This window comes from Stenotrophomonas sp. NPDC077461 (assembly GCF_049545475.1).
Classification (GTDB): Bacteria; Pseudomonadota; Gammaproteobacteria; order Xanthomonadales; family Xanthomonadaceae; genus Stenotrophomonas; species Stenotrophomonas nematodicola.
On the sequence record NZ_JBMWDO010000003.1, the window covers coordinates 53783 to 79121 of the forward strand.

The following is a 25339-nucleotide window of genomic DNA, read 5'->3' on the forward strand; positions in this document are numbered from 1 at the left end:
CTCCGGATCCTTACTGCGTTTTGAGTTGGATGGCGGGGGCGACCTGCATGGCGCGCAGCGCAGGCAGGAAGCCGGCCAGCAGGCTGGCCACCAGGGTCAGCGCGAAGGTCAGCAGCAGCATCTGTCCATCCAGCGTGGCCAGCTTGGCGTACTCCACCGGCTGCTGGCGTACCGCATACAGGCCGAGCGCGGCCAGCCCGAGGCCGAGCACACCGCCGGCCAGGCCAACCGTGCCGGCTTCGACCAGCGACTGCAGGAAGATCTGCGCGCGGCTGGCACCCAGAGCACGGCGCACGCCGATCTCGCCGCTGCGACGCAGGAACTTGGCCAGCAGCAGGCCGACGGTATTGATCAGGCAGACCAGCAGGAAGCCCATCGCAAGCCAAAGCTGCAGCCGCACATCGCTGGGGACCACCTGCTTGTAGTCCAGCCATTCCATGACGTTGCGCAGGCGGACGTTCGGCGGGCGCTGGAAGCGACCGGCGGCCTTCTGCTGCGCGGAATAGTTGTTCAGGTAGGCCCGGTAGTCATCGGCATCACCGGCGGAGGGCAGCTCGACCCAGTACTGCAGCCACGTGCACGGCGCATTGATCCCGGTCTCATCGCCATTGGAGTTGCCCCAGCAGTTCATGTTGCCGTTGCGACCGAGCTTGAGATCCATCGCCGTGGAGAACGGCAGATAGACGTCTTCGCTGCCGCCATACCGGCCGGTCTCCAGATCGTAGAAATGCGGGTTCGGATTCCATTCGTCGAGCACGCCGACCACGGTGAAGGCCGTGGCATCCATGCGGATGGTCCTGCCGATGCTGTCGGCCCCGTCGAACAGCTTCTGGTTGAGCGTGCGGGAAATCACCGCCACGCGGCCACGGCCCTCATCCTCATTGGCCGACCATGCGCGGCCATACAGGAAGGGCGTGTCAAACATCGCAAAGAAGTCGTTGGAGGTGTAGCGCGCATCGGTATCGAAGGGACGCAGCGCGGCCTTGTCCGGTTCGATCGTGACCCCGCCGCCGGTCATCACCGCCTGGTGCTTGGCCTGGCGTTCGCGCAGCAGTGCTTCGGCATCGAAGCGCGTCATCTGGTCTTCGGGCTCTTCGCCGGGCTGGTAGCCCAGCATCGTCCGCGGATCGACCTGCACCGAGAACAGGCGGTCGCTCTTGTGCGGAATCGGGTCGCCGGACAGGACATGGAACACCGTCAACGTGGTCATCGAGGCGCCGATGCCGAGCGCGATGGCGAGCACCATGAGCGCGGTCAGCACGCGGTTGCGCCGGAAGCTGCGCAGTGCCAGTCGGAAGTAGTAGGCGAGCATGGTGGCCTCAGTCGTTGGCGGTAGCGACGGCGACGCGCGGGGTGGCCAGCACCGGATCGCGCAGCAGATCGGTGGCCTGGCCGTCCACGATGTGCACGTTGCGCTGCGCGCGCGCGGCCAGCTCGGGGTCGTGGGTCACCATGACGATGGTGGTGCCGGCTGCATTGATCTCTTCCAGCAGCTCCATCACGCCGCGTGCCATCTGGCTGTCGAGGTTGCCGGTCGGTTCGTCGGCCAGCAGCAGGCGGGGGCTGCCGGCCAGCGCGCGCGCGATGGCCGCACGCTGCTGCTGGCCGCCGGACAGTTCGGCCGGGTAGTGCTTCATGCGCGAGCCCAGACCCACCTGCGTCAGGGCATGCTCGATGCGCTGCCTGCGCTCGGCGGCCGGCATGCCGCGGTAGCGCAGCGGCACGTCCACGTTGTCGAACAGGTTGAGGTCGGAGATCAGGTTGAAGCCCTGGAAGATGAAGCCGATCTTCTGGTTGCGCAGGCGGCTGCGCGCGTCATCGCCCAGCGTGCTCACGTCCTGGCCGTCGAGCAGGTAGGTGCCGCTGGTGAAGGTCTCCAGCAGGCCGGCGATGTTGAGGAACGTGGTCTTGCCCGACCCCGAGGGCCCGGTCACGGCGACAAACTCGCCTTCGCGGACGTGCAGGTCCAGCGACCGCAGGGCATGGGTTTCCACCTGTTCGGTGCGGAACACTTTGGCGACCGAGCGCATCTCGAGCATGACTGTTTTCCTTTGCGGTTCGTTGAGGGTGGCGTGTGTTGGGGAATCAGTTGATGGAGACCTTTTCGGCATCGCCGAACAGATCGCTGCCGGACACCACGACGCGATCGCCGGGCTGCAGGCCAGAGAGGACTTCCACTTCACCCAGGCTGCTCACACCGAGCTTGACCGGGCGGCGGACGGCGGTGCTGCCGTCCATGACGTAAGCATTGCCGTTGCCCTGTTCGACGAACGGGCCGCGTTCCACCTTGACCACGTTGCGGCGGGTATCGAGCATCACCCGCGCCTGCATCCGCTGGCTCTGGCGCAGGCCCTGCGGCTGCTTGTCGGAGAAACGGATGCGGGCGTTGACTTCGCCGGCCACCACCTCCGGCGACACCGCGCTGATCTCGCCCGGGAACGGCTGGCCGTTGCCGCTGGTCAGCTGCGCCGGGATGCCGATCGCCAGGTCGCGGGCGAAGCTCTCCGGCACCTTGATCTCGATCTCGAAGCGCGACAGGTCGACCACGCCCAGGATCGGGGCATTGGCAATCACATTGGTGTGCTGGGTCGCCTGGACCTGGCCGACCTGGCCATCGAACGGTGCGCGCAGGGTCAGGGCATCGACCTGCCGCTGGACTTCGGCCACCACCGCCTTCTGGCGTTCGGCCAGCAGGTGCTTGTTGCGGGCGTCGAGGTCGGCGCCCTGGCTCTGCAGGCGCGCATCGGTCTGCGCGTTGGCCAGCTGGATGTCGGCCTTCTTGAGGGTGTCGTTGGCCTTGGCCAGGTCGATCTGCGGCACCGCGCCGCCGTCAAAACCGCGCTGGTAGCGCTGCAGGTCGCGGTCGGCGGCCTGGCGCTCGATGGCGGCCTGGTCGGTTTCCTTGCGGGCCTTGGCGCGGGCCAGGGTGGCGTCGAGCGTGGCGCGGCTGGCTTCGGCTTCCAGGCCGGCCAGCGTGGCCTGTTCCTGGGCCAGTTTGCTGCGCAGTTCGGGGCTGTCGATCACGGCCAGTTCCTGGCCCTTCTTGACCACGTCGCCGGCGACCACCTTCAGATTCACCGTACCGGCCGAGATCGCGTACAGCACCGGGCTGTTGGCGGCGATCACACGGCCGTCGGCGGCGATGTCACGGACCAGGTCGCCGCGCTTGACCTCGGCGATGCGCACCCGCGCGCTGTCGAAGGAGCGGCTGGCACCCAGCCAGGCCCGTGCGGCAAAGCCGATGGCCAGCAGCACCACCAGTGCGGCCAGCCCCGGCCACAGCCAGCGCTTCCAGGGGGCAGGGGTGCCGGCAACGGAGAGAGTCTGGTCCTGGGCGGAAGTGTCGCGGATCATCGGGCTCGTTCGCGGTTGGGTTGCCCAAGAGAGAGCAGACTCCGTGCCAACTTTTAACCCAATAAAAACAATGGCTTGAACTTCTGGTCGGGCTGTCCGCCTGTCCGCGGACACCGGCGCGGACACTTTCGTTAAGCGGACAGCGGCGTGGCGGACGCGGACGCCACGCTAGAATGCGAGGCTCAACGGCAGGGATCAGAATCATATGTGCGGCATTGTGGGAGCGATCGCCAATCGCGACGTGGTACCGGTACTCATCGAGGGACTGAAGCGGCTGGAGTACCGCGGCTACGATTCCTCCGGCATTGCCGTCATCGACGGTCGTGGCGCCCAGCCGGACGTACGCCGCGTGCGCCGCACCGGGCGCGTGGCGGAGATGGAGAAGGCAGCAGCCAGCGAGGGCTTCGATGCCATGCTGGGCATCGGCCACACCCGGTGGGCCACGCACGGCGGTGTGACCGAAGCCAACGCGCATCCGCACATCAGCCACGGGGTGGCGCTGGTCCACAACGGCATCATCGAAAATCATGAAGCACAGCGCGAGAAACTGATCGCGCTGGGTTACACCTTCGAGTCGCAGACCGATACCGAAGTCATTGCGCACCTGATGCACCATCACCTCAAGGACGGCGACACCCTGCTGTCGGCGTTGCAGCGCACGGTCAAGGAACTGACCGGTGCCTACGCGCTGGCGGTGATGAGCCGCGCCGAGCCGGAGCACTTCGTATGTGCACGCATGGGCTGCCCGCTGCTGGTTGGCCTGGGGGAGGACGAGAACTTCGTCGCCTCCGACGTGTCGGCGGTCATCTCGGCCACGCGCCGGGTGATCTTCCTGGAAGAAGGTGACACCGCCGATATCCGCCGCGATGGCGTGCAGGTGTACGACGACCGCGACCAGCCGGTCGCGCGCGAGGTGCACCTGTCGGACGTGTCGCTGGCCTCGCTGGAGCTCGGCCCGTACCGTCACTTCATGCAGAAGGAAATCCACGAGCAGCCGCGTGCATTGGGCGACACCATCGAGGCGGCGATCGACGCCGGTGGTTTCCCGGCCGAGCTGTTCGGCAAGAACGCCGAGGCCGTGCTGTCGGGTATCGAAGGCGTGCAGATCATCGCCTGCGGCACCAGCTACTACGCCGGCCTGACGGCGCGCTACTGGATCGAGGCCATCTCCGGCCTGCCGTGCAGCGTGGAGATCGCCAGTGAGTACCGTTACCGCGCCGCGTACGCCAATCCCAAGCACCTGATCGTCACCATTTCCCAGTCCGGCGAAACGCTGGACACGATGGAGGCGCTCAAGTACGCCAAGTCGCTGGGGCACCTGCATACGCTGTCGATCTGCAACGTGCCGGAAAGCGCGATTCCGCGTGCCAGCGAACTGGTCTGCTATACCCGCGCCGGCGCCGAGATCGGCGTGGCCTCGACCAAGGCCTTCACCACCCAGTTGGCGGCGCTGTTCCAGCTGACCGTGGTGCTGGGCAAGCTGCACGGTCGCGTGGATGCCGCGCAGGAAGCGGACTACCTCGAACAGCTGCGTTTCCTGCCGGGCAGCGTGCAGCATGCGTTGAACCTGGAGCCGCAGATCGCGGCCTGGGCCGAGCGCTTCGCGCGCAAGCCCAATGCGCTGTTCCTGGGCCGTGGCCTGCACTATCCGATCGCGCTCGAAGGCGCGCTCAAGCTCAAGGAAATCTCCTACATCCACGCCGAGGCCTATCCGGCGGGCGAGCTCAAGCACGGGCCGCTGGCGCTGGTGGACGAAGACATGCCGGTGGTGGTGATCGCGCCGAACGACAGCCTGCTGGAGAAGGTCAAATCCAACATGCAGGAAGTGCGCGCCCGCGGTGGCGAGCTGTTCGTGTTCGCCGACCAGGACAGCAACTTCGTCGAGTCCGAAGGCGTGCACGTGATCCGCACGCCGCGCCATGCCGGTGTGCTCAGCCCGATCGTGCATACCCTGCCGGTGCAGTTGCTGGCGTACCACACCGCGCTGGCGCGCGGCACCGACGTGGACAAGCCGCGCAATCTGGCCAAGAGCGTGACGGTGGAATAAGCGGTCGACTGTGGTGGCCCGCCGACGACGCGCCTCAGCGGCGCAGCCACTGCTCGCCGTCGCGCGGCGGCGCCGCCAGCAGCTGCGTCGCCTGATCGTCGGCCAGTACCCGGGACTGCAGGAACGCGGTGCCGAGGGCGCGGGCACGAAGCACCTGGGTGCCGTCCTGTGCGCCGATCAGATTGTGGTCGCCGCCTGACAGCACCAGCGCGGTCTTGTCGCCCGCCGGTGCGGTCTGCACCGGATACAGGTGATCCACCGGATCGGTGACGAAGCCCGGCACCCGGTCCTGGTCGCCGGTGATCAGCAGCAGTGGCACCGCCAGTGTGGCATAGGCATCCGGGCCGATCAGGCCCGGAATACGGCCCGGCGAGGAGTAGCCCAGCACCGCCACCACGGTGGGATCGCGCAGGGGGCCAAGGTCGGCGAGCGCGCCCCCGAGTATCGCCGAAATCAACGTCCCCAGGCTGTGGCCGGCAGCCACCACCGGCACCTGCGGCCAGCGCGCCGCGGCATAGGCGCTGGCCGCATGCATGTCCACGAGGCGTTCGCTGAAGCCCTGCTGCAGGGAGAACTGCGCCCGGTCCGGGTGCCTGACCGAATCGACGTGCAGCGGTGCCACCACGGCAAAGCCTGCGTCCGACCAGGATTGCAGCAACGCGTCATAGCGTGCCGGCCATGCGCCGTGGCCGCTGGAGAACAGCACCACGCCGCGGACCTCTGCCGGGACCCAGACATCCATCGTGGTGGCGCGCTCGGCGGACACCTGCAACGGCAGTGTGGCGGAAGGAGCCGCCGAGGCGCTGGCCAGGCACGTCAGTGACAGCAGGGCGGCGATCAGGCCGCGGAAGAACAGGGAGCGGGTCATGCCGGGCATCCATCTGAAGAAGACAGCGCCACTGTAGAAAGCGGGCCCAACCGGGGCAGGTGCCGGCGGTCACCGGATCGACATGCCGGAAGTCACTTTGTCCGCCGGCCCACCCATCCCCCCGGTCGCGGTGGGGTGAACTTTAGCGGTGGCCGACGATGGCATTCAGCGACGGTTTTCCCGGCGGTGCCATTCTCGGGTCGTCAGTCGTTTTCAGCGACGAACTGTCCCGGATATGCAAACTCCCGGGCCAACGTGCGGCCGTAGAATCGAATGACCGAGGACCGGGCGCACACGCCGCCTCCCTCGCTGCAACCAGGCGCATCTCTCGACTTCAGTAACCTGCAACAGGAAACAAGAATGAACGTCCGCGAACTCCTGCAGTCCAAGAAACAGACCATCGTCACCATCGACGTGGACGACACCATCGGTGCCGCCGCACACAAGATGAGCGCGCACAAGATCGCCGCCCTGGTGGTGATGAAGGACGATGCACCGGTAAGGATCATTTCCGAGAAGGACATCGTGCGCTGCCTGGCCGATGACGGCCCGCAGGCGGGGCGCCGGGTCATCGCGACGTTGCCGTCGGCAGGTCTGGAAGGCATCGCGCCGGATGCAACGCTGAAGCAGGCGATGGCGTTGATGACCTACTCGCGGCACCGCCATCTGATGGTGACCGAAGACGCCAGGCTGGTCGGCATCCTGAGCCTGGGCGACATCGTCAAGAACCTGCTCAGCGAACTGGAGCTGGAGAAGGCGGTGCTGCAGGACATCTACATGGCGGCGCACTGACGCCAGCGGGCAGCCACGCGGGAAGGTGCCGACCGCTGGCCGGCATCGCTCCGGGCGCGTCACCGGGCGGGATGGTCGTCGACCAACCCTTGCAGGTCCTCCAGCAACAGCCGATAGGCCGCCTCCCGCGCCTCTCCCTCGCCCTGTCGCAGCACCCACGCCGGGTGCACCGTGGCGAAGGCGCGCGTGCCATCGTCCAATGAATGCCAGCGGCCGCGGTGCTCCTTCAGTGTGAAGCCGGCATCGAATACGGCGCTTGCTGCGGTCGCGCCCAGGCACACGATCACCTGGGGGCGGACGTTCTCGATCTCGCCCATCAGCCAGTCGCGGCAGGCGGTGATGTGCGTGACCTGCGGAGGGGTGTGGATGCGCCGCTTGCCGCGCCGCTCGAAACGGAAATGCTTGACCGCGTTGGTCAGGTACAGCGTGCGGCGGTCGATGCCCACCTCGCGCAGCGCGCGGTCGAGCAGCTGACCGGCCGGCCCCACGAACGGATGCCCGCTCAGGTCTTCGGCGTCCCCGGGCTGCTCGCCCACCAGCATGATCCGGGCGTTCGCGGGGCCCTGACCGAACACGGTCCGGGTGGCCGGCTCCCATAGCGGGCAGCGTCGACAATGCGTGGCCGCCTCGCGCAGCCCCTCCAGGCCGGTTGGCGCGGAGGGTGCCGCCGGGGCCCGCTGCGGGATGCGGCGTGTCGGCGCCTGCGCCTGGCGGTCATGCATTTCCTGCACCCGGTCGCCGGCGTCGCGCACCAGGCCGGGCAGCAGCGCCGCTTCGGGCAGATGCTTCCAGTACCGCGCCGGCATCTCCTGCTGCATCATCCGCGTGTTGAGCCGGGCCGGGTTGAAGATGTTGGCGTAGTAGGTACGCCACAGCGCTTCGCGCGCATCCTCGCGCGGTGCATCCTGCTGCCGTGCGCCGGGGCCGAAGGCGAGTACGTGGCCATCCCACTGCACGCTGCGTGCCGGGGTCAGGATCGCCCAGCGCATACCGGCGAAGCGTCGCGCGAAAAACGGCGCAACGCGGTCCACGATGTGGTGCTCCGGTTCGAACCAGGCAATGAACGCATTGTCTTCGCCCGGCACTTCGCGAAAGCGCACGAAGGCCTTCATCTTGTGGCTGTCGCGGCGCACCGCCTGGGCCAGCGCCATCGCGCGGAGCACATCCGGGTCGGCCGGGTTGGTGAGCAGCCCGCGCTCGCCGTGCACGATGCGCCACAGCATGCGGTACAGCAGCGGGAGCCGCTGCGGGTCGCGGTGGCACAGGCAGGTGGACGCCAGGTCGACGAACGCCTGCGGCACGGCAATGGCGGCGCTGTCGGCGGCCGGCGCGGGCAGGCTGGCCACCGCCGGCGCATCCAGCAGCGAGGCCTCGCCGGCCTCCAGCCAGTCGAGCTGTGCCGGTGCAACGCGGTGCTGCAGTGCCCGCCGCGCGGTGTCGCGCCAGGCCGGCAGCGACCACACCGGATCCACCCGCGCACTCCAGCGCGTCATCTCACTGCGTGGCCGCGTCGGGGAACAGCGACGCCTGCCGCGGCGGCGGTGCCAGGCGCGCGCGCAGGGCGGCCGGGTTGTCCAGTGCGCGTCGCGGGTGATGGTCGGCCAGTTGAACGAACGGCAGCAGCGTGCGCATCGGCGCGCGCAGACGCGCCACGTCGGCCACACGCAGGCGGCCGTGACGCCGTGCCATCAGCACCCGTTTCACGTTGCGTACGCCCAGCCCGGGCACGCGCAGCAGCATGTCCTTGGAGGCCACGTTGAGATCGACCGGGAAGCGCTCGGGGTGGCGGATCGCCCAGGCCATCTTGGGGTCGATATCCAGATCCAGCATGCCGCCCTGGGTGGTGTCGGTGATCTCCTCCACCGCGTAGCCGTAGAAGCGCAGCAGCCAGTCGGCCTGGTACAGGCGGTGTTCGCGGGCCAGTGGTGGTGCCTGCAGCGGCAGCAGGCGGCTGGCATCGGGAATCGGGCTGAAGGCGGAGTAGTACACCCGGCGCATCCGGTAGTTGCCATACAGGTTGTCGGCAGCGCTGAGAATCTGCTGGTCGCTGGCACCGTCGGCACCGACGATCATCTGCGTGCTCTGCCCGGCCGGGGCGAAGCGCGGTGGGCGGGCGCGCCTGGCCCCGGCACGCTTGAGCGGCGTGGCCGCAAGCGGCGACGACACCGTGGCGCTGCCGGCATCGCTGTCGGCCTTGGCCTGCTTGGCTTCGTCGATGCGCCAGCGCAGTTCGCCCATTGCCCCGCGGATGGACGGGAGTGATTTTTCCGGGGCGAAACTGGCCAGTCCGGTTTCGGTCGGCAGCTCGATGTTGATCGACAGGCGGTCGGCATGCCGGCCGGCCGCGGCCAGCAGTTCCGGCGACGCCTCGGGAATGGTCTTGAGGTGGATGTAGCCGGCAAAGCGGTGCTCCTCGCGCAGCACGCGTGCCACCTCCACCATCTGTTCCATCGTGTAGTCGGCATTGCGGATGATGCCGCTGGAGAGGAACAGGCCTTCGATGTAGTTGCGCTTGTAGAAGTCCATCGTCAACGCCACCACTTCAGCCACGCTGAAGCGTGCGCGCGGCACGTTGCTGGACACACGGTTCACGCAGTACGCGCAGTCGTAGATGCAGAAGTTGGTGAGCAGGATCTTCAGCAGCGAGACGCAGCGGCCATCCGGCGTGTAGCTGTGGCAGATGCCGGCACCTTCGGTGCTGCCGATGCCGCCGGACGTGCGCGAGTCGCGCCTGCCTGCGCCACTGGAGGCACAGGAGGCGTCGTACTTGGCGGCATCGGCCAGGATCGCCAGCTTGCGTATCGTTTCCATGCCGACACGGTAGGCAGCAGCGGTCTCATCCCATGAGACGCGGCCGCTCCGACGCTGAAGCGTTCAGGGCGGCAGCGGGCGCGCAGGTCAGAAGGTGACTTTCACCGAATCGGCGCTGTAGGTCGCTTCGCCGTGGTACACGACTTCGATGTTGTTGCCATCCGGATCGATCACGAACGCGCCGTAGTAGCCCGGGTGGTACGGCCGTTCGCCGGGCGCGCCGTTGTCCTTGCCGCCGGCCGCCAGCGCGGCGACGTGGAAGGCATCCACGGTGGCGCGATCGCGTGCCTGGAAGGCCAGGTGGTGGCGGCCGGTCAGTTCACCGGCCGCGGCTTCGCTGTCGGCGGTGGAGATGAACAGTTCGTCGGCCCAGAAATACGTGTCGCCTTCGCCGGCGATGGGAATGCCGATCGTGTCGAACACCGCCTGGTAGAAGCGACGGCTGGCGGCGAGGTCGCGGACCACGAGCTGTAGATGATCGATCAGGCGGCCGCGATGCAGTTGCATGGTTTCCATGCCGACTCCCTTTGGATGGACAGGCCGGCAGATATACCACCGGGGGCGGCTGGCTGCACTACCGTGGCGCGCACGCTTCCGCCCGCGCCCGCGCTGCCCTAGGCTGCGCACTGGCGCCATCGTGGCATGGCGGGGAGAAATGACGATGCTGTGGTGGATGCTGCTGGCCCAGTCGGCCGTGGGAACCGGATACGACCAGGTGCGCGCGTTGGCGCACAGCGATGAGGGCAGTCTGGAGCCGGTGGCCTATGCCGCCATGATCGATGGCATGAGCCGGGTGGGGGGCGATGGCTTCGCACGCTGCCTGCCTACGCCCGCACCGGAGACGCTGGCTGCATTCACCGTGGTGCTGCAGTTGGACGCGCAGGGCAGGGTGGTGCGGACCTGGCGCGAGGGCGACGGTGCAGTCGCGCGCTGCATCGAGGCCGGATTCGCCGGCACCACCGTCTTCGTGCCGCCCAAGGCGCCGTTCCACGCGGCCTTTGAATTCCAGGGCCAGCCCTAGGCGGTGCCACGCACGCGCCGGGGTGGCCGGCGCGTGCGTGAATCGCGGCTGGATCAGGCGACCGGGGTGTTGGAGATGATCTCCACCCAGTAGCCGTCCGGGTCCTTGATGAAGGCCAGGTGCTTCATGCGGCCGTCCTCCAGGCGCTTCTGGTACGGCACCTGCAGGTCGTCGAAGCGCTTGCACGCGGCCTGGATGTCCGGCACCGACACGCAGATGTGGCCGAAGCCGCGCGGGTCGCTGTTGCCGTCGTGGTAGACCGGGCCGTCCTGGATTTCCGTGCCGTGGTTGTGGGTCAGTTCCAGCACGCCGGGAATGCCGGCCATCCACAGGCGGCGGGCAGCGTCACCTTCGGGAATCTGCGTGCCCTCCGGCAGCAGGGCCAGGAAGTACAGGCTGAACGCGGCCTCGGCGAAGTCGCGCTGGTCGATCAGGCGGAAGCCGAGCACGCGGGTGTAGAAGTCCAGCGACGCGGTGATGTCCTTCACGCGCAGCATGGTGTGGTTGAACACGAAACCGCTGGTTTCGACCGGCGGCTGGGCGGCAACGCCGGGCGGGGACGGCAACGGGGCAAGGGTCATGGGGTTTCCTCTGGGGGAGGCCGCGCGCGGCGGCGAGACCCCCCATTCTAACGGCGCCCGCGTGGTCGGGCCGCGACGGTAGAATGGGGCGTCTCCTTGTGCAGCTTTCGTCATGTCGCAGCGTGAATGGGTGGCCGCCGCCATCCGCAAGATCGAAGCCGATTTCAACCGGTCGGCCGATACCCATCTGATTCCGATGGACCTGCCCGGGTACGCCGGCATCGACCTGTACTTCAAGGACGAATCCAGCCACCCCACCGGCAGCCTGAAGCACCGGCTGGCACGCTCGCTGTTCCTGTACGCGCTGACCAACGGCTGGCTGCGCGAGGGCCGCCCGGTGATCGAGGCGTCCAGCGGCTCCACCGCTGTGTCCGAGGCCTACTTTGCCCGTCTGCTGGGTCTGCCCTTCATCGCGGTGATTCCGGCCACGACCTCGCCGGAGAAGATTGCCGCGATCGAGTTCCAGGGTGGCAGCTGCCACCTGGTGGAACGCGCCTGCGACCTGAACTGCGATTCGGAAAAGCTCGCCCGCGACACCGGCGGCCATTTCATGGACCAGTTCACCTACGCCGAGCGCGCCACCGACTGGCGCGCCAACAACAACATCGCCGAATCCATTTTCAAGCAGATGGCCGAAGAGCCGCATCCGGTTCCGGAGTGGATCGTGTGCAGCCCCGGTACGGGCGGCACCGCCGCCACGCTGGGACGCTACGTGAGCTACCGTCGCCATGACACCCGCATCCTCTGTGCGGACCCGGAAGTGTCGGTGTTCTACGACGGCTACTGCGCGGCTCTGGCCGGGCAGCCGTGGCGCGAGCTGACCTGCAGCGGGGGCTCGCGGGTGGAGGGGATCGGCCGGCCACGGGTGGAGTCCAGCTTCATTCCGACCAGCGTGGATGCGATGGTGAAGGTGCCCGATGCGCTGAGCCTGGCCGCGATGCGGCATGTCAGCCGGCAGTTGGGCCGCCGTGTCGGCGGCTCGACCGGCACCAACTTCATCGGCGTTCTGCAGGCTGCCGAATGGATGCGCCAGGCTGGCCGCAGCGGATCGATCGTGACCATTCTGTGCGACAGCGGCGAACGTTATGCGCACAGCTACTACAACCCCGAGTGGTATCCGCGTCAGGGCATCGAGGTGGATGAGCCCGATGCGTGGGTTGCGGCCGCCGTGAACGGCCAGGGGTTGGCGCCCCTGCCGCACGCCGCGCTGGAAACGCTGTACTGATCCAGCCACCGGGCGGCAGCGCCGGCCAGGCAGGAACGTTGGCTAGCGCCCCTTGTGCGCGGAGCGGAGCAGTGCCATATCGAGGGTGATGCCGCGCGTGCGGCCCTGTTGTCTGGAGATGCCCGTGACCCCCACCAATCCCCTGCTCGATTTTTCCGGCCTGCCGCGCTTCGACGCGATCCAGCCCGACCATGTCGGTCCGGCCGTCGAGGCGCTGCTGGCCGAGGCCGAGGCTGCCGTGAAGGTGGCCGAGACCGTCACCCCCGTGACCTGGGCAACGTTCGTGGAGCCGCTTGACGACGCCACCGATCGGCTGTGGCGCGCCTGGGGCCAGGTGACCCACCTGCAGGGGGTGGTCAATACCCCGGCGCTGCGTGAGGCCTACAACGCCAACCTGCCCAAGGTGACGCGTTTTGGCAGCGCGATGAGCCAGAACCTGGCGCTGTATGCGCAGTACCGCGCGTTGGCCGAGGCACCGGAAGCGGCGCAGTACGCGCCGGCCCGGCGCAAGGTGCTGGACAACGCGCTGCGTGATTTCCGCCTCGGTGGCGCAGAGCTGGACGACGCCGGCAAGTCGCGTTTCAGCGCGATCCAGGAGGAACTGGCGGCCTTGTCGGCGACCTTCTCGCAGAATGTGCTGGATGCCACCGACGCGTGGTCGCTGCACGTGGAAGACCGCATCGCACTGGCGGGTCTGCCCGCCGACGTGGTGTCCGCCGCGCGCGAAGCGGCGGAGAAGGTCGGGCTGTCCGGGTGGAAGTTGACGCTGCAGATGCCGTGCTACCTGCCGGTGCAGACCTACGCCGATCATCGTCCACTGCGTGAAACGCTGTACCGCGCCAATGCCGAACGGGCCTCCGAATTCGGCGATGCCGCGCTCGACAACAGCGCCAACATCGCACGCATCCTGGCGCTTCGCGCCGAGCTGGCCGCGCTGCTTGGCTTCCCCAATTACGCCGAGTACTCCATCGCCACCAAGATGGCGCAGGATGCCCCGCAGGTACTGGGCTTCCTGCGTGACCTGGCTGCCCGTGCCAAGCCCTACGCGCAGCGCGACCGCGCCGAGCTGGAGGCCTTTGCACGCGACGAACTGCAGCTGGACACGCTGCAGGCGTGGGACCTCGCCTACGTCGGCGAGAAGCTCAAACAGGCGCGCTACAGCTACTCCGAGCAGGAGGTGAAACCGTACTTCACCGAGCCGACCGTGCTGGAGGGGTTGTTCAACCTCATCCACGAGCTGTATGGCCTGCAGGTGCTGCCCGACAGCGCGCCGGTATGGCACCCGGATGTGCGCTTCTTCCGCCTGGTGGATGCGCAGGGCGCACTCGTCGGGCAGTTCTACCTGGACCTGTACGCCCGCGAAGGCAAGCGGGGTGGGGCGTGGATGGACGACTGCCGCAACCGGCGCGCGACCGCGGCCGGGGTGCAGACACCGCTGGTGTACCTGGTCTGCAACTTCGGCCGTGGCAGTGATGGCCGCCCGGCGACCTTCACCCACAGCGATGTCACCACGCTGTTCCACGAAATGGGCCACGGGCTGCACCAGTTGCTGACCCGCGTCGATGAGCTTGCCGTGGCCGGCATCAACGGCGTGGAGTGGGATGCGGTGGAACTGCCCAGCCAGTTCATGGAGAACTTCTGCTGGGAATGGAACCGGGTGCAGGCGATGACCGCGCACGTCGACACGGGCGAGCCGCTGCCGCGCGCGTTGTTCGACCGCATGCTGGCCGCGCGCAATTTCCAGAGCGGCATGTTCACTGTGCGCCAGTTGGAATTCGCGCTGTTCGACATGCAGCTGCACAGCGAGTTCGATCCCACCCAGGACAGCGTCATCGCGCTGCTGGAGCGGGTGCGCGACGAAGTGGCCGTCAACCGGCCGCCCGCATGGAGCCGCTTCCCGCATCAGTTCAGCCACATCTTCGCCGGCGGGTATGCGGCCGGCTATTACAGTTACAAGTGGGCCGAAGTGCTCAGCGCCGATGCGTATGCCGCCTTCGAGGAAGCGCCGGACCGGACCGCCGAAACCGGCCGGCGGTTCCTTGAGGAAGTGCTGTCGCGCGGTGGCAGCCGCAGCGCGGCGGAGAATTTCGCCGCCTTCCGCGGGCGCGCGCCGGATGTGGCGGCGTTGCTGCGGCACAACGGCATGGCGTAACCGTGATGTGCCGGGCCTTACGTGTAAAGCATGGTCCGGGTCATGCCGCCATCGACGATGTGGTCCTGTCCGGTGATGAAGCCGGACAGTGATGACAGCAGAAACACGGCCAACGCACCGATGTCGTCGGGTTGGCCGACGCGGCCGACCGCGTGCTGGGCATGGTCCCGGCGCGACAGCTTGGGCACACGGCGTCGGGCCGGTGCCTGCCACGCCTCGGTGGTGATCCAGCCGGGGCTGATGCTGTTCACGCGCACCTGCGGGCCTTCACTGATGGCAAGCGCATGGGTGAAGGCGACCAGCCCACCTTTGGCGGCCGCATAGGCCTCGCTGTCCGCCTCGGACTGCCAGGCGCGGGTGGACGCAATGTTGATGATGGCGCCGGTCTGCGTATCCGTCGACGACGCGCGCAGCGCGGGCAGCGCATGCTTGCTGCACAGGAACGCGCCATGCAGGCTGGACAGCCGGCGCTGCCACTCGGTGAGCGTCATCGCGTCCAACGGCGTGCCATGCGCGCTGGCGATGCCGGCATTGTTGACCAGCCCGTCGAGGCGGCCGAAGCGTTTGAGCGTGGCGTTGATCAGCGCCTGCACGCTGCGCTCGCGGGCAACGTCGGTGCGTTGGAACGCGGCGCGTCCGGGCAGCGCCCATTCCTTCAGGCAGGCCTTGCCGGCGTCGGCGTCGAGGTCGGCGATCATCACGCTGCCGCCAGCCCCGAGCACGGCCTGCGCGATGCCGCGGCCTACCCCCTGCGCGCCACCGGTCACCACCACCACGCGGTCGCGCAGCGGCAGTGCAGGCCAATCGGCAATTGCCGGGGTCAGTGGCACGGCGGGGTGTCCTTGCGCCCGAGCAGGCGGGTCCAGCCTTCCACGCCGAGCTTGTCGAGGGTCTCGATGTTGCGCTCGACGATCACGTCCGGATCGGGGAACGCCGCCACTGCACGCTCCACGCTGTCCTCGCGGAGCAGGTGCAGGGTCGGGTAGGGCGCGCGGTTGGTGTAGTTGCTCACATCGTCCGGGGCGACACCGGCGAACTGGTACTGCGGATGGAAACTGGCCACCTGCAGGATGCCCTGCAGATCGAGCGCCTCGATGGCCGCATCGGCGTTGTCGAGGAAGTCGTTGTAGTCCAGGAAGTCGGTGAGGACGTCCGGGTGCACGATCAGCGTGGTGTCGATCTGCTCGGCGGGCGTATCGCGCAGCAGCACCAGTTCCTCGGCCAGCTGCTCGACCAGCGCCTCGGGCGTGGTCGCGTCGCTGAGCACGAAGCGCACCTGGTTCTTCACGTACACGGCCTTGGCGAAGGGGCACAGGTTCAGGCCGATGACGATCTGCTCCAGCCAGGTGCGGGTTTCGGCGATGACGTCGGGGCCGTCCGGGGCGGTGGCGTCGGTGAAGGAGTCATCGTTCATGGCGGGCGGTGTCGCTGGCTGGGCAGGCGATTGTACGGCCCCGGCCCGGTGGCGGGCGTGTGGTGCGCGCGTCGGCACCGACACCACTGTCCATTGACTGGACAGTGTGCATGCTGGAAATCCCTTTGCAGGCAGTGGGTTGCCGATTTCCCGCCGATGGCCGATAGGCAGTACGCGATGGCGGGTATCCAATGCCTGGGTGAACCATGTGCAGAAGGCGGCCCTGGGGTCGTTCTTCGTCAAAAGGAGTCAACAGATGAGCGATACACCGCAGTTCCTGCCCACCTCCCTGTGGTCCGGCACGCTGTTCGACGGCACCTGGCGTGCCGGTGCCAGCACCCAGGACGTGATCGAACCGGCCACCGGAGCCCCCCTGGGATCGATCGGAATGACCGACCCGGCCGGCATTGCCGCCGCCGCCGCCACAGCGGCCCAGGCGCAGCGTGACTGGGCCAGCGCCCCGTATGAGACGCGTGCGCAGGTCCTGCGGCGCGCCGCGCAGCTGGCCGAGCAGCACACCGACGCGATTGTGGACTGGCTGGTCCGCGAAAGCGGATCGACCCGGCTGAAAGCCGGCTTCGAGGCCAAGGTCAACGTCAAGGCGCTGCACGAAGCGGCCGCGCTGCCCTCGCGCAGCATCGGCGAGGTGCTGCCGTCCGAACCGGGCCGGCTGAACCTGGCCCGCCGCCGCCCGCTCGGCGTGGTGGGCGTGATCGCGCCGTTCAATTTTCCGTTGTACCTGGCGATGCGCGCGGTGGCGCCGGCCCTCGCGCTGGGCAATGCGGTGGTCCTCAAACCCGACCCGCGCACGGCGGTCTGCGGCGGCTTCGTGATTGCGCGGCTGTTCGAACTGGCCGGATTGCCGGCGGGCCTGCTGCATGTACTGCCCGGGGATGGTGCGGCCGGTGCGGCGCTGACCCGCGATCCCAACATCGCCATGATCCAGTTCACCGGGTCCACCGGCGCCGGGCGCAAGGTCGGCGAAGCGGCCGGCCGGCATCTGAAGAAAGTGTCGCTGGAGCTGGGCGGCAAGAACTCGCTGATCGTGCTCGACGATGCCGACATCGACCTGGCCATCGCCAACACCGCCTGGGGCGTGTACCTGCACCAGGGACAGATCTGCATGGCCACCGGACGGGTGCTGGTCCAGCGCAGCATCCATGCCCGGTTCCTGGAAAAGCTGGTGGCCAAGGCACGCTCGCTGAAGGTGGGCGATCCGGCCACCGGCGACGTGGCGATCGGGCCGCTGATCAGCGCGCAGCAGCGCGACCATGCCGCGCGCGTGGTCGCCGAGGCGCAGGCGGCCGGCGCCACGCTGGCCACCGGTGGCGGTTACCGCGACCTGTTCTTCGAACCGACTGTCCTCAGCGATGTGGGCCGCGACAACCCGGCGTTCCACGAGGAGATCTTCGCGCCGGTGGCGGTGGTGGTGCCGTTCGATACCGACGAGGAAGCGGTGGAGCTGGCCAACGACAGCGAGTACGGCCTGTCGATGGCGGTTCTGTCGAGCAACGTCGGCCGCGCGCTGAAGCTGGGCGAGCGGCTGCGTACCGGCCTGCTGCACATCAACGACCAGACCGTGAACGATGAGGTGATCAATCCGTTCGGTGGCGTCGGTGCGTCCGGCAACGGCACCAGCATCGGCGGGCCGTCCAACATCGACGAGTTCACCCAGTGGCAGTGGCTGACCGTCAAGGGCGAAGCGCCCGCCTATCCGATCTGAACGAGGACAATGTCATGACCGCAACAGCAGAACTGCGCGACATCACCGTGGCCGTGGTGCGCGAAAAAGAACAGCCTTTCACGATCGAGAAGGCGCGCATCCGCGGGCCGCAGGACGACGAGGTGCTGGTCCGCGTGGTCGCCACCGGCCTGTGTCATACCGACCTGATCGTGCGTGACCAGTACTACCCGGTACCGCTGCCGGCCGTGCTCGGCCATGAAGGAGCGGGCGTGGTCGAAGCGCTGGGTCCCGGGGTCAAGGAGCTCAAGGTTGGCGACCACGTGGTGCTGACCTACGGCGCATGTGGCCACTGCAATCCGTGCACTGGCGGCCACGGCGCCTACTGCCGCGACTTCTTCGGCCTGAACTTCGGCGGCGGTGCGCTGGATGGCAGCACCGCGATCCAGGATCCCGACGGCAACCCGCTGCACGACCACTTCTTCGCGCAGTCCTCGTTTGCCACCTATGCATTGAGCCGCGAGAACAATGCGATCAAGGTGCCCGACGATGCACCGATCGAACTGCTCGGGCCGCTGGGCTGCGGCATCCAGACCGGTGCCGGCGCGGTGATCAATTCGCTCCGGGTCGGCGCGGGCAGCAGCTTCGCCAGCTTCGGTGCCGGGGCGGTGGGCCTGAGTGCGGTGATGGCCGCGCGCGTTGCCGGCGCGACCACCATCATCGCCATCGATGTGGTGCCTTCGCGGCTGGCGCTGGCCACGGAACTGGGCGCCACCCATGTCATCAACAGCCGCGAGGTGGACGTGGTCGAGGCCGTGCGTGCGATCACCGGCGGTGGCGCCGACTTCGCGCTCGAATCCACCGGCCGTCCCGAGGTGCTCGCGCAGGGCATCGAGGCACTCGGCAGCCTCGGCGTGATCGGGGTGGTGGGCGCGCCTAAGCTGGGCACCAAGGCCGAGTTCGACGTCAACAATCTGCTGCTCGGCGGCCGCAGCATCCGCGGCATCGTGGAGGGCGACAGCGTGCCGAAGGTGTTCATCCCGCAACTGGTGCAGTTGTACCAGCAGGGGCGGTTTCCGTTCGACAGGCTGGTGAGGTTCTATCCCCTGGATCAGATCAATCAGGCCGCCGAAGACAGCACCCGCGGCATCACGCTCAAGCCGATCCTGACCCTCGGTGGATGAAACGGTCCGTCGCGGCCGCCAGGGGCCGCGACGGCGGTGTCAGTCAGCGTGGCGGGTGTACGCTCACGGTCCGGGTAGGAGATCGACCGATGGGCGGCATGCAGCGGGAACAGCAACAGGCATTGGCGGCGGCGCGCCAGCGCTTCGCAGACGGCGGTGCACTGGCCGGCGCCCTGCTGGCACCGCCGGTCGAGCGTTCCTGGGAGCGCTCGCGGCTGGCAGGCGTACAGCCGCGGCAGGAACCGCATTACGCGCCGCTGGCCCGCCACGCCGGGCGCCTGGATGCCCCGGCCGATCGCCGCCTGGCGCGCTGCGTGCGCGAGGAGCTGGATCGTCTCTGGGCCGCGTTCGGCGGACGGCAGTGGACACTGTTCTGCGTCAATGCCGAGGGCAGGGTGATCGCCCAGCGCGAGCATGGCCTGGCCGACGTGCCGGTCCTGCGGCCCATCCAGGTGGGGCGCCAGCTTCGCGAGTGCGACATTGGCACCACCGCGCCGTCATGCAGCCTGGCCGAGGATGCGCCGGCGCTGGTGCGCGGCAATGAACACTATCTGGACCGCTTTGCCGCCGTGTTCTGTCTGAGCGTGCCGTTGCACGGACTCGACGGCGAAGTGCTGGGCGCGCTGGACATCACCGGGACCGGCGAGCGCGACGCGGAGCTGCTGCATGGTTACTTCCGCCAGGCAGCGTTGTCGGCCGAGAACCGGCTGATGCAGGCACAGCGCGCCTGCCATCTGCTGGCCGTGCAGCACGACGCACGCTGGTTGCATTCGCCGCTGCAGGGGCTGTTGGCCGTACAGGAGGATGGACGGATCCGGGCCGCCAACCGCGTGGCACGGCGTCTGTTCGGGCTGCCCCGGCGCGGCCCGTTGCCGCTGCTGACGCTGGAGGGTCTGTTTGCCGGCGCCAGCGTGCACCAGCGGCGTCGACTGCTGCAGGCGGGCGCGCCGTACCGGGTACGCCTGGACGAGGACACTGCGGTGCATGTGCAGTACCTGCGCGCGCCGCTGGCGGCACGCGCCAGCCTGCGCGTGGAGGCAGACATCCATCCGGCGGGCGACCGCACGCTGCGCGCCCACAGCATCCAGGCCATGCGCGAGGCGGTGGCGACCCACCACGGCAACGTCAGCGCGGCGGCGCGCCAGTTGGGCGTATCGCGCACCACCCTCTACAAACACCTGCGACCGTAGCGCCGGGGTCTGCCCGGGCGGGTGTCAGGGTGCATGCATCCGGGCGAACGGCAGCCGGGTAGAACCCGGCTCTACGGGGCTGCCGGCGCGCATGGGCGTTGCAGCTTGGCAGCGCCGGGCTCTGCCGGGCGGGGGGCAGGGCCCGGCGGCCGGGGATCAGTCGCGGAAGTTGTCGAACTGCAGCGGCACTTCGAAGGTTTCCTTCTTCAGCAGCGCGATGGCGTCCTGCAGGTCGTCGCGCTTCTTGCCGTTGACGCGCAGCTTGTCGCCATTGATCTGGCTGTCGACCTTGAGCTTGGCTTCCTTGAGCTTGGCCGCGATCTGCTTGGCCACCTTCTGCTCGATGCCCTGCTTGACGGTGATCTTCTGGCGCGCGCCGGCCAGGTTGGTTTCGATGTCGCCGAACTCCAGGCAGCGGGTGTCGATGCTGCGGGCGATCAGGCGTGCGCGCAGGATGTCGGTCATCTGCTGGAGCTGGAAGTCGCTGGGAGCCGACTGGCTGATCACGCTGTCTTCGAGCACGAACTTCGCGTCCACGCCCTTGAAATCGAAGCGGGTGGACAGCTCGCGGTTGGCCTGGTCGACCGCGTTGGTCAGCTCGTGGGTGTTGACTTCGGACACAACGTCGAAGGAGGGCATGGGAATACTCCAGCAGGTGAAGCCCCCATTCTAACCAACCGGACGTGGACGGCCCGGCCGTGGCGGCGATAATGGGCCATGAACATGCAACGCTCTCCCTCCCGCGCGGTCGCCTGGATGCTCCTGGCGGTCGCCTGTTTCTCGCTGATGGATGCGGGCATGAAGCAGCTCTCGGCCAGCTATCCGACCCTGCAGGTGACCTTCCTGCGCGGTGCCGCCTCGCTGCCGTTCGTGCTGGTCTGGGTGCTGGTCACGGCCGGTCCGCGCTCTCTGGTGCCGGTGCGCTGGGGTCTGCACCTGCTGCGCGGCCTGCTGGGCATGGCCATGATCGGCTGCTTCGTGTTCGCCCTGCGCAGCCTGCCGCTGTCCACCGCCTACACCATCTATTTCGTCGCGCCGCTGCTGATTGCCGCGCTGTCGGTGCCGCTGTTGGGCGAGCACGTTGGCCCGCGCCGCTGGATCGCCATCGGCATCGGCCTGGTCGGCGTGCTGGTGGTGCTGCGGCCGGGCGGGGATGGCTTCATCTCGATCCCCGGGTTGATGGTGCTCCTGGCAGCGACCGCCTACGCCGTGGCCGCGATCACGGTCAGCATGCTGACCCGCACCGACACCCCGCAATCGATGGTGGTCTGGTTCCTGGTGATCATGGCGGTGGGCGCCGGCCTGCTGGCGCTGCCGGACTGGCAGCCGCTGCAGTGGGGGCATGCGGCCCTGATCGGCGGCATGGGCCTGGCCGGGGCCGCCGGGCAGGTTGCGCTGACCCGCGCTTTCCAGCTCGGCGAAGCGTCGCTGATCGCCCCGCTGGAGTACACCGGACTGGTCTGGGTGATCGGCTGGGATCTGCTGTTCTGGAGCGTGCTGCCCGACCAGGTGACCTGGCTGGGCGCGGCGATCATCGTCGCCTCGGGCCTGTACCTGCTGCACCGCGAGCGGGTCCGCCAGGTCCAGCCGCCGGCGCCGCTGGACCACCCCTGACCGGCCCCGGGCGCCTGTGGCGCCCGATCACGCCGGCTTAGAACCAAACGGAATATCATTCCGCGCATCCGCACGGGCGAGGGCCGTCCCGCGCTGGTAGGCTGCACGCCCCCTCCCGTCGATGCCCCGGTTGACCGCGAACGTGATCGAGTTCCAGCGCCTGCACAAATCCTATGCCGTCGGCGGCCGCGCGATCGCCGCGCTGCAGCCGCTGGACCTGACCATCGAGGCCGGCGAGGTGTTCGGCATCATCGGGCACTCCGGTGCGGGCAAATCGACCCTGATCCGGCTGATCAACCGCCTGGAGGAGCCCACCGGTGGGCGCCTGCTGATCAATGGTGAAGACGTCACCGCGCTGGACGCCGATGGCCTGCGCACGCTGCGCCGGCGCATCGGCATGATCTTCCAGCACTTCAACCTGCTGTCCTCGCGCACGGTGGCGGCCAATGTCGCCTTCCCGCTGGAGCTGGCCGGCACGCCGCGGGCGGAGATCGATGCGCGGGTTGATGAGCTGCTGCACACGGTGGGCCTGGAGGCGCACGCCACCAAGTACCCGGCGCAGTTGTCCGGCGGCCAGAAGCAGCGCGTCGGCATCGCCCGCGCGCTCGCCACGCGCCCGCAGATCCTGCTGTGCGACGAGGCCACCAGTGCGCTGGACCCGCAGACCACCGCGTCCGTGCTGAAGCTGCTGGGCAGGATCAACCGCGAACTGGGCCTGACCATCGTGCTGATCACGCACGAGATGGATGTGATCCGCCGCGTCTGCGACCGCGTGGCCGTGCTCGATGCCGGCGCACTGGTTGAAACCGGGCCGGTCACCGAGGTCTTCCTGCACCCGCAGCACCCGACCACACGCCGCTTCGTGACCGAATCGGAGCAGGTGGACGAGGGCGAGCTGCACAAGGATTTCGACGCGGTCGCCGGGCGCATCGTCCGCCTGACCTTCCTCGGCGCGGACACCTACGAGCCATTGCTCGGGCGCATCGCGCGCGACACCGGCGTGGACTACAACATCCTGTCCGGCCGCATCGACCGGATCAAGGACACCCCTTATGGCCAGCTGACGGTGTCGCTGGTCGGAGGCGACGTACAGGCCGCGCAGGCGGGCTTTGTCGCTGCCGGTGTCCACCTTGAGGAGCTGCGCCGATGATGTTCGCCACCGCCGGCGGATTCTTCCGCCATCTCGATGCCGGAAAGTGGGCCGACATCGGCCAGGCGACCGTCGACACCCTGCTGATGCTGGGCGGCTCGCTGCCGCTGACGCTGGCCATCGGCCTGCCTCTGGGTGTCCTCCTGTTCCTGACCGGCTCGCCGCAGCTGCACCGCAAGCCGGTGGTGTATGGCGCGCTGGCGCTGCTGGTGAACCTGCTGCGCTCGGTGCCCTTCATCATCCTGATGATCGTGCTGATTCCGCTCACGCTGTGGATGATGGGCACATCGCTGGGGGTGCGCGGTGCCATCGTGCCGCTGGTGATCGGCGCGGCGCCGTTCTACGCGCGTCTGGTCGAAACCGCGCTGCGTGAAGTGGATCGCGGCGTGATCGAAGCCACCCAGGCGATGGGTGCGACCACGTGGCAGCTGGTGACGCGGGTGTTGTTGCCCGAAGCACGGCCCGGTCTGATTGCCGGTGCGACGGTCACCGTCATCGCCCTGATCGGCTTCACCGCGATGGGCGGTGCGATCGGTTCCGGCGGCCTGGGCGACCTCGCCTTCCGCGACGGCTACCAGCGCTCGCACACCGATGTGGCCCTGGTCACCGTGGTGCTGCTGCTGATCCTGGTCCAGGTGCTGCAGATGCTCGGCGATCGCCTCGTCGCGCATTACAGCCGCCGATAACGCCATCCCGGCGCCATAGACCCATCGCGGTCATGCGTACGTAGAGCCGCCCTCTGGTCGGCTGCTCTCCGATCCGGTGCCGATACCCCCGCGCTGCGCGCGACAGCCGACGTAGAGCCGCCCTCTGGTCGGCTGCTCTCCGTTCCGGTGCCAATACCCTGCGCTGCGCGCGACAGCCGACGTAGAGCCGCCCTCTGGTCGGCTGCTCTCCGATCCGGTGCCGATATCCCCGCGCTGCGCGCGATAGCCGATGTAGAGCCGCCCTCTGGTCGGCTGCTCTCCGTTCCGATGCCGATACCCCCGCGCTGCGCGCTACAGCCGACCAGAGGTCGGCTCTACGGTGCGATGCCGATACCCCGCGCTGTGCGCTACAGCCGACCAGAGGTCGGCTCTACGGGTGCGATGCCGATACCCCGCGTTGCGCGCGACAGCCGACCAGAGGTCGGCGCTACGGGTTCACGCTCAGCGGACGTTCGGGACTTCGTAGCCCAGGCGGTCCACCTGTTCGCGGTGCTGCGGCACGCGCTTGAGCTTGTCGGTGTTGACGCCGTACTCGTCACGCAGGCGCGTGGCCAGCTCTTTGTACAGGTCCTTGTCCATGTCCGGCTGGCGCGCGAAGATCCACGCCATTTCACGGCCTGGATAGCCCACCAGCGCCCACGAATAGTCCGGTGCCACTTCCAGCACGCGGGTGTGGGTGGGCACGATCTTGTAGAACCAGGTACGCCAATTGTGGTTGCCGCTGTCCTCGTCCACCGACGCGCGCACCGTGAGTTCTTCCTGCGGTTCGGAGAAACCGTTGCGGTAGCGATAGGTGATGGCGACCTTCTGGTCGCCGCGCAGGCGGTACTCGTTGACGCTGGCCACATGGCCGCGCTCGACCGGATTCGGAACGCGTCCGATCACATACCAGGTGCCCATGAAACGCTGCAGATCGATCGCCGGACCTGCACGCTCGGCCGTCGTCGGCGCCGGCGACGGCTTGGCCTCATGGCGGAAGGCGCAGGCCGGCAACAGCGACAGCGTGGACAGCAACAGGACAGCGCGAAGCGGGCGGTTCACAGACATGCGGCGGGTGGCTCCAGGGGCTGGCAGGGGCATGGTGGGTGGGACGGCGAAGAACGTCAATGGTGGCGCATCGGCGGCGTGACCGGTTCACGCTGCGGCACGAGGTCGCAGCCGGTGAGATGGTGGCACGGCAAGGTGACGCCTCACTTTCGCATGGAGCGGTGTCATGTCCCTGTCTTCTTCGCATCGTTCGTCCCGTTCCGCCGAGCTACCCGACCCGCGGGTGTTGCGTTGCGTCAGGCAGGCGGCCCTTGCCGGGCTGGCGCTGGTGCTGGTCTGGCCGGCGGCACGCGGTTACAGCAGCTGGTTGGGGTGGGGGCCGTTGTGGCTGGTCGGGATGCCCTGGCTGGCCTGGTGGGCGCTGTACCGCTTCCGGCTGCCGTTGCGCTGGTGGGCCCAGCGCCGGGCCGGCGCCCGCCGGCGCGCACCGCAGGCCCGCCGGCGTCGGCCGGCGCGGCGCCTGCGCGCGGCCTGACCTTCGACACGGGAGGGGCAGCGGTC

At 68.3% G+C, this 25339-nt stretch carries 24 protein-coding genes; 12 read left to right on the top strand and 12 right to left on the bottom strand.

Annotated elements, in window-relative coordinates; translation table 11 throughout:
• Positions 1-10: 10 nt before the first annotated feature.
• Genes ACPEH8_RS06860 through ACPEH8_RS06870 form a run of 3 tightly spaced genes read right to left on the bottom strand, consistent with a single transcriptional unit; the run spans position 11 to position 3354 of the window.
• Positions 11-1312, bottom strand: a complete 1302-nt coding sequence (locus ACPEH8_RS06860) for an ABC transporter permease (RefSeq protein ID WP_136005227.1) — start codon at positions 1310-1312, stop codon at positions 11-13.
• 7 nt (positions 1313-1319) lie between these two features.
• Complete coding sequence (locus ACPEH8_RS06865; RefSeq protein WP_017354869.1) at positions 1320-2039, bottom strand: ABC transporter ATP-binding protein; 720 nt, start codon at positions 2037-2039, stop codon at positions 1320-1322.
• A 46-nt stretch (positions 2040-2085) separates the two neighbouring features.
• Positions 2086-3354 carry an efflux RND transporter periplasmic adaptor subunit gene (locus tag ACPEH8_RS06870; RefSeq protein WP_017354868.1) on the bottom strand — a complete coding sequence of 423 codons (1269 nt, stop codon included), beginning with the start codon at positions 3352-3354 and terminating at the stop codon, positions 2086-2088.
• A 205-nt stretch (positions 3355-3559) separates the two neighbouring features.
• Here ACPEH8_RS06870 and glmS point away from each other — a divergent pair, with 205 nt between their 5' ends.
• Positions 3560-5401, top strand: coding sequence for a glutamine--fructose-6-phosphate transaminase (isomerizing) (glmS, locus tag ACPEH8_RS06875; protein ID WP_017354867.1), 1842 nt, complete (start codon positions 3560-3562; stop codon positions 5399-5401).
• 34 nt (positions 5402-5435) lie between these two features.
• Here glmS and ACPEH8_RS06880 read toward each other — a convergent pair whose 3' ends face one another.
• On the bottom strand, positions 5436-6269 hold the full coding sequence (locus ACPEH8_RS06880) for a serine aminopeptidase domain-containing protein (RefSeq protein ID WP_166473468.1): 834 nt from the start codon (positions 6267-6269) through the stop codon (positions 5436-5438).
• A 360-nt stretch (positions 6270-6629) separates the two neighbouring features.
• Between ACPEH8_RS06880 and ACPEH8_RS06885 the strand changes: the two genes are divergently transcribed.
• Positions 6630-7061: a CBS domain-containing protein gene (locus ACPEH8_RS06885; RefSeq protein WP_017354865.1), complete on the top strand. Its 432-nt coding sequence runs from the start codon at positions 6630-6632 to the stop codon at positions 7059-7061.
• Between the two features lie 59 nt (positions 7062-7120).
• Here ACPEH8_RS06885 and ACPEH8_RS06890 read toward each other — a convergent pair whose 3' ends face one another.
• The 3 genes from ACPEH8_RS06890 to ACPEH8_RS06900 all read right to left on the bottom strand — a co-directional run bounded on the left by ACPEH8_RS06890 (position 7121) and on the right by ACPEH8_RS06900 (position 10388).
• Positions 7121-8554: a UdgX family uracil-DNA binding protein gene (locus ACPEH8_RS06890; protein ID WP_153164808.1), complete on the bottom strand. Its 1434-nt coding sequence runs from the start codon at positions 8552-8554 to the stop codon at positions 7121-7123.
• 1 nt (position 8555) lies between these two features.
• Positions 8556-9872 carry a putative DNA modification/repair radical SAM protein gene (locus ACPEH8_RS06895; protein ID WP_153164807.1) on the bottom strand — a complete coding sequence of 439 codons (1317 nt, stop codon included), beginning with the start codon at positions 9870-9872 and terminating at the stop codon, positions 8556-8558.
• An 87-nt stretch (positions 9873-9959) separates the two neighbouring features.
• The gene (locus tag ACPEH8_RS06900) at positions 9960-10388 is read right to left on the bottom strand and encodes a VOC family protein (protein ID WP_017357231.1); all 429 of its coding nucleotides are present in this window, start codon (positions 10386-10388) and stop codon (positions 9960-9962) included.
• 139 nt (positions 10389-10527) lie between these two features.
• Here ACPEH8_RS06900 and ACPEH8_RS06905 point away from each other — a divergent pair, with 139 nt between their 5' ends.
• Positions 10528-10893 (top strand): hypothetical protein, encoded by a 366-nt coding sequence (locus ACPEH8_RS06905; RefSeq protein WP_153164806.1) that lies wholly within the window; start codon positions 10528-10530, stop codon positions 10891-10893.
• Between the two features lie 53 nt (positions 10894-10946).
• Here ACPEH8_RS06905 and gloA read toward each other — a convergent pair whose 3' ends face one another.
• Positions 10947-11474, bottom strand: coding sequence for a lactoylglutathione lyase (gene gloA / locus ACPEH8_RS06910; protein ID WP_153164805.1), 528 nt, complete (start codon positions 11472-11474; stop codon positions 10947-10949).
• A 112-nt stretch (positions 11475-11586) separates the two neighbouring features.
• Between gloA and ACPEH8_RS06915 the strand changes: the two genes are divergently transcribed.
• Both ACPEH8_RS06915 and ACPEH8_RS06920 read left to right on the top strand, forming a co-directional pair.
• Entirely contained in the window at positions 11587-12699 is a 1113-nt protein-coding gene (locus ACPEH8_RS06915; RefSeq protein ID WP_153164804.1) for a PLP-dependent cysteine synthase family protein, read from the top strand.
• 118 nt (positions 12700-12817) lie between these two features.
• Positions 12818-14851, top strand: a complete 2034-nt coding sequence (locus ACPEH8_RS06920) for a M3 family metallopeptidase (protein WP_153164803.1) — start codon at positions 12818-12820, stop codon at positions 14849-14851.
• A 17-nt stretch (positions 14852-14868) separates the two neighbouring features.
• Here the strand turns inward: ACPEH8_RS06920 and ACPEH8_RS06925 are convergent, their stop codons facing one another.
• Positions 14869-15681 (bottom strand): SDR family oxidoreductase, encoded by an 813-nt coding sequence (locus ACPEH8_RS06925; protein ID WP_423666369.1) that lies wholly within the window; start codon positions 15679-15681, stop codon positions 14869-14871.
• A complete protein-coding gene (locus tag ACPEH8_RS06930; RefSeq protein WP_017357237.1) occupies positions 15672-16265 on the bottom strand; it encodes a DUF1415 domain-containing protein in 594 nt (197 codons plus the stop codon). Before ACPEH8_RS06930 ends, ACPEH8_RS06925 begins: the two co-directional genes overlap by 10 nt.
• Before the next feature lie 256 nt (positions 16266-16521).
• On the opposite strand from ACPEH8_RS06930, the gene ACPEH8_RS06935 reads away from it, so the two are divergent.
• The 3 genes from ACPEH8_RS06935 to ACPEH8_RS06945 all read left to right on the top strand — a co-directional run bounded on the left by ACPEH8_RS06935 (position 16522) and on the right by ACPEH8_RS06945 (position 20320).
• Positions 16522-17988 (top strand): benzaldehyde dehydrogenase, encoded by a 1467-nt coding sequence (locus tag ACPEH8_RS06935; protein WP_017357238.1) that lies wholly within the window; start codon positions 16522-16524, stop codon positions 17986-17988.
• Positions 17989-18002: 14 nt separating this feature from the next.
• Positions 18003-19130: an NAD(P)-dependent alcohol dehydrogenase gene (locus ACPEH8_RS06940; protein ID WP_136005211.1), complete on the top strand. Its 1128-nt coding sequence runs from the start codon at positions 18003-18005 to the stop codon at positions 19128-19130.
• 98 nt (positions 19131-19228) lie between these two features.
• Positions 19229-20320 (top strand): helix-turn-helix domain-containing protein, encoded by a 1092-nt coding sequence (locus ACPEH8_RS06945; protein WP_423666371.1) that lies wholly within the window; start codon positions 19229-19231, stop codon positions 20318-20320.
• Positions 20321-20476: 156 nt separating this feature from the next.
• Here ACPEH8_RS06945 and ACPEH8_RS06950 read toward each other — a convergent pair whose 3' ends face one another.
• On the bottom strand, positions 20477-20959 hold the full coding sequence (locus ACPEH8_RS06950) for a YajQ family cyclic di-GMP-binding protein (RefSeq protein WP_017356422.1): 483 nt from the start codon (positions 20957-20959) through the stop codon (positions 20477-20479).
• 78 nt (positions 20960-21037) lie between these two features.
• Between ACPEH8_RS06950 and ACPEH8_RS06955 the strand changes: the two genes are divergently transcribed.
• From ACPEH8_RS06955 to ACPEH8_RS06965, 3 genes are all read left to right on the top strand, one after another.
• A complete protein-coding gene (locus ACPEH8_RS06955) occupies positions 21038-21934 on the top strand; it encodes a DMT family transporter (RefSeq protein WP_017356421.1) in 897 nt (298 codons plus the stop codon).
• A 142-nt stretch (positions 21935-22076) separates the two neighbouring features.
• Positions 22077-23084 (top strand): methionine ABC transporter ATP-binding protein, encoded by a 1008-nt coding sequence (locus ACPEH8_RS06960; protein ID WP_026070826.1) that lies wholly within the window; start codon positions 22077-22079, stop codon positions 23082-23084.
• Positions 23081-23770 carry a methionine ABC transporter permease gene (locus ACPEH8_RS06965; protein WP_017356419.1) on the top strand — a complete coding sequence of 230 codons (690 nt, stop codon included), beginning with the start codon at positions 23081-23083 and terminating at the stop codon, positions 23768-23770. Before ACPEH8_RS06960 ends, ACPEH8_RS06965 begins: the two co-directional genes overlap by 4 nt.
• Before the next feature lie 462 nt (positions 23771-24232).
• Here the strand turns inward: ACPEH8_RS06965 and ACPEH8_RS06970 are convergent, their stop codons facing one another.
• A complete protein-coding gene (locus ACPEH8_RS06970; RefSeq protein ID WP_136005205.1) occupies positions 24233-24838 on the bottom strand; it encodes a lipocalin family protein in 606 nt (201 codons plus the stop codon).
• Between the two features lie 166 nt (positions 24839-25004).
• On the opposite strand from ACPEH8_RS06970, the gene ACPEH8_RS06975 reads away from it, so the two are divergent.
• The gene (locus ACPEH8_RS06975; protein WP_136005203.1) at positions 25005-25313 is read left to right on the top strand and encodes a hypothetical protein; all 309 of its coding nucleotides are present in this window, start codon (positions 25005-25007) and stop codon (positions 25311-25313) included.
• The last annotated feature ends 26 nt before the right edge of the window (positions 25314-25339 follow it).

Coding starts and splice junctions, on each gene's coding strand:
- ACPEH8_RS06860 (WP_136005227.1), bottom strand. CDS start 1,312: ATGCTCGCCTACTACTTCCGACTGGCACTGCGCAGCTTCCGGCGCAAC.
- ACPEH8_RS06865 (WP_017354869.1), bottom strand. CDS start 2,039: ATGCTCGAGATGCGCTCGGTCGCCAAAGTGTTCCGCACCGAACAGGTG.
- ACPEH8_RS06870 (WP_017354868.1), bottom strand. CDS start 3,354: ATGATCCGCGACACTTCCGCCCAGGACCAGACTCTCTCCGTTGCCGGC.
- glmS (WP_017354867.1), top strand. CDS start 3,560: ATGTGCGGCATTGTGGGAGCGATCGCCAATCGCGACGTGGTACCGGTA.
- ACPEH8_RS06880 (WP_166473468.1), bottom strand. CDS start 6,269: ATGACCCGCTCCCTGTTCTTCCGCGGCCTGATCGCCGCCCTGCTGTCA.
- ACPEH8_RS06885 (WP_017354865.1), top strand. CDS start 6,630: ATGAACGTCCGCGAACTCCTGCAGTCCAAGAAACAGACCATCGTCACC.
- ACPEH8_RS06890 (WP_153164808.1), bottom strand. CDS start 8,554: ATGACGCGCTGGAGTGCGCGGGTGGATCCGGTGTGGTCGCTGCCGGCC.
- ACPEH8_RS06895 (WP_153164807.1), bottom strand. CDS start 9,872: ATGGAAACGATACGCAAGCTGGCGATCCTGGCCGATGCCGCCAAGTAC.
- ACPEH8_RS06900 (WP_017357231.1), bottom strand. CDS start 10,388: ATGGAAACCATGCAACTGCATCGCGGCCGCCTGATCGATCATCTACAG.
- ACPEH8_RS06905 (WP_153164806.1), top strand. CDS start 10,528: ATGACGATGCTGTGGTGGATGCTGCTGGCCCAGTCGGCCGTGGGAACC.
- gloA (WP_153164805.1), bottom strand. CDS start 11,474: ATGACCCTTGCCCCGTTGCCGTCCCCGCCCGGCGTTGCCGCCCAGCCG.
- ACPEH8_RS06915 (WP_153164804.1), top strand. CDS start 11,587: ATGTCGCAGCGTGAATGGGTGGCCGCCGCCATCCGCAAGATCGAAGCC.
- ACPEH8_RS06920 (WP_153164803.1), top strand. CDS start 12,818: ATGCCCGTGACCCCCACCAATCCCCTGCTCGATTTTTCCGGCCTGCCG.
- ACPEH8_RS06930 (WP_017357237.1), bottom strand. CDS start 16,265: ATGAACGATGACTCCTTCACCGACGCCACCGCCCCGGACGGCCCCGAC.
- ACPEH8_RS06935 (WP_017357238.1), top strand. CDS start 16,522: ATGAGCGATACACCGCAGTTCCTGCCCACCTCCCTGTGGTCCGGCACG.
- ACPEH8_RS06940 (WP_136005211.1), top strand. CDS start 18,003: ATGACCGCAACAGCAGAACTGCGCGACATCACCGTGGCCGTGGTGCGC.
- ACPEH8_RS06945 (WP_423666371.1), top strand. CDS start 19,229: ATGCAGCGGGAACAGCAACAGGCATTGGCGGCGGCGCGCCAGCGCTTC.
- ACPEH8_RS06950 (WP_017356422.1), bottom strand. CDS start 20,959: ATGCCCTCCTTCGACGTTGTGTCCGAAGTCAACACCCACGAGCTGACC.
- ACPEH8_RS06955 (WP_017356421.1), top strand. CDS start 21,038: ATGAACATGCAACGCTCTCCCTCCCGCGCGGTCGCCTGGATGCTCCTG.
- ACPEH8_RS06965 (WP_017356419.1), top strand. CDS start 23,081: ATGATGTTCGCCACCGCCGGCGGATTCTTCCGCCATCTCGATGCCGGA.
- ACPEH8_RS06970 (WP_136005205.1), bottom strand. CDS start 24,838: ATGTCTGTGAACCGCCCGCTTCGCGCTGTCCTGTTGCTGTCCACGCTG.
- ACPEH8_RS06975 (WP_136005203.1), top strand. CDS start 25,005: ATGTCCCTGTCTTCTTCGCATCGTTCGTCCCGTTCCGCCGAGCTACCC.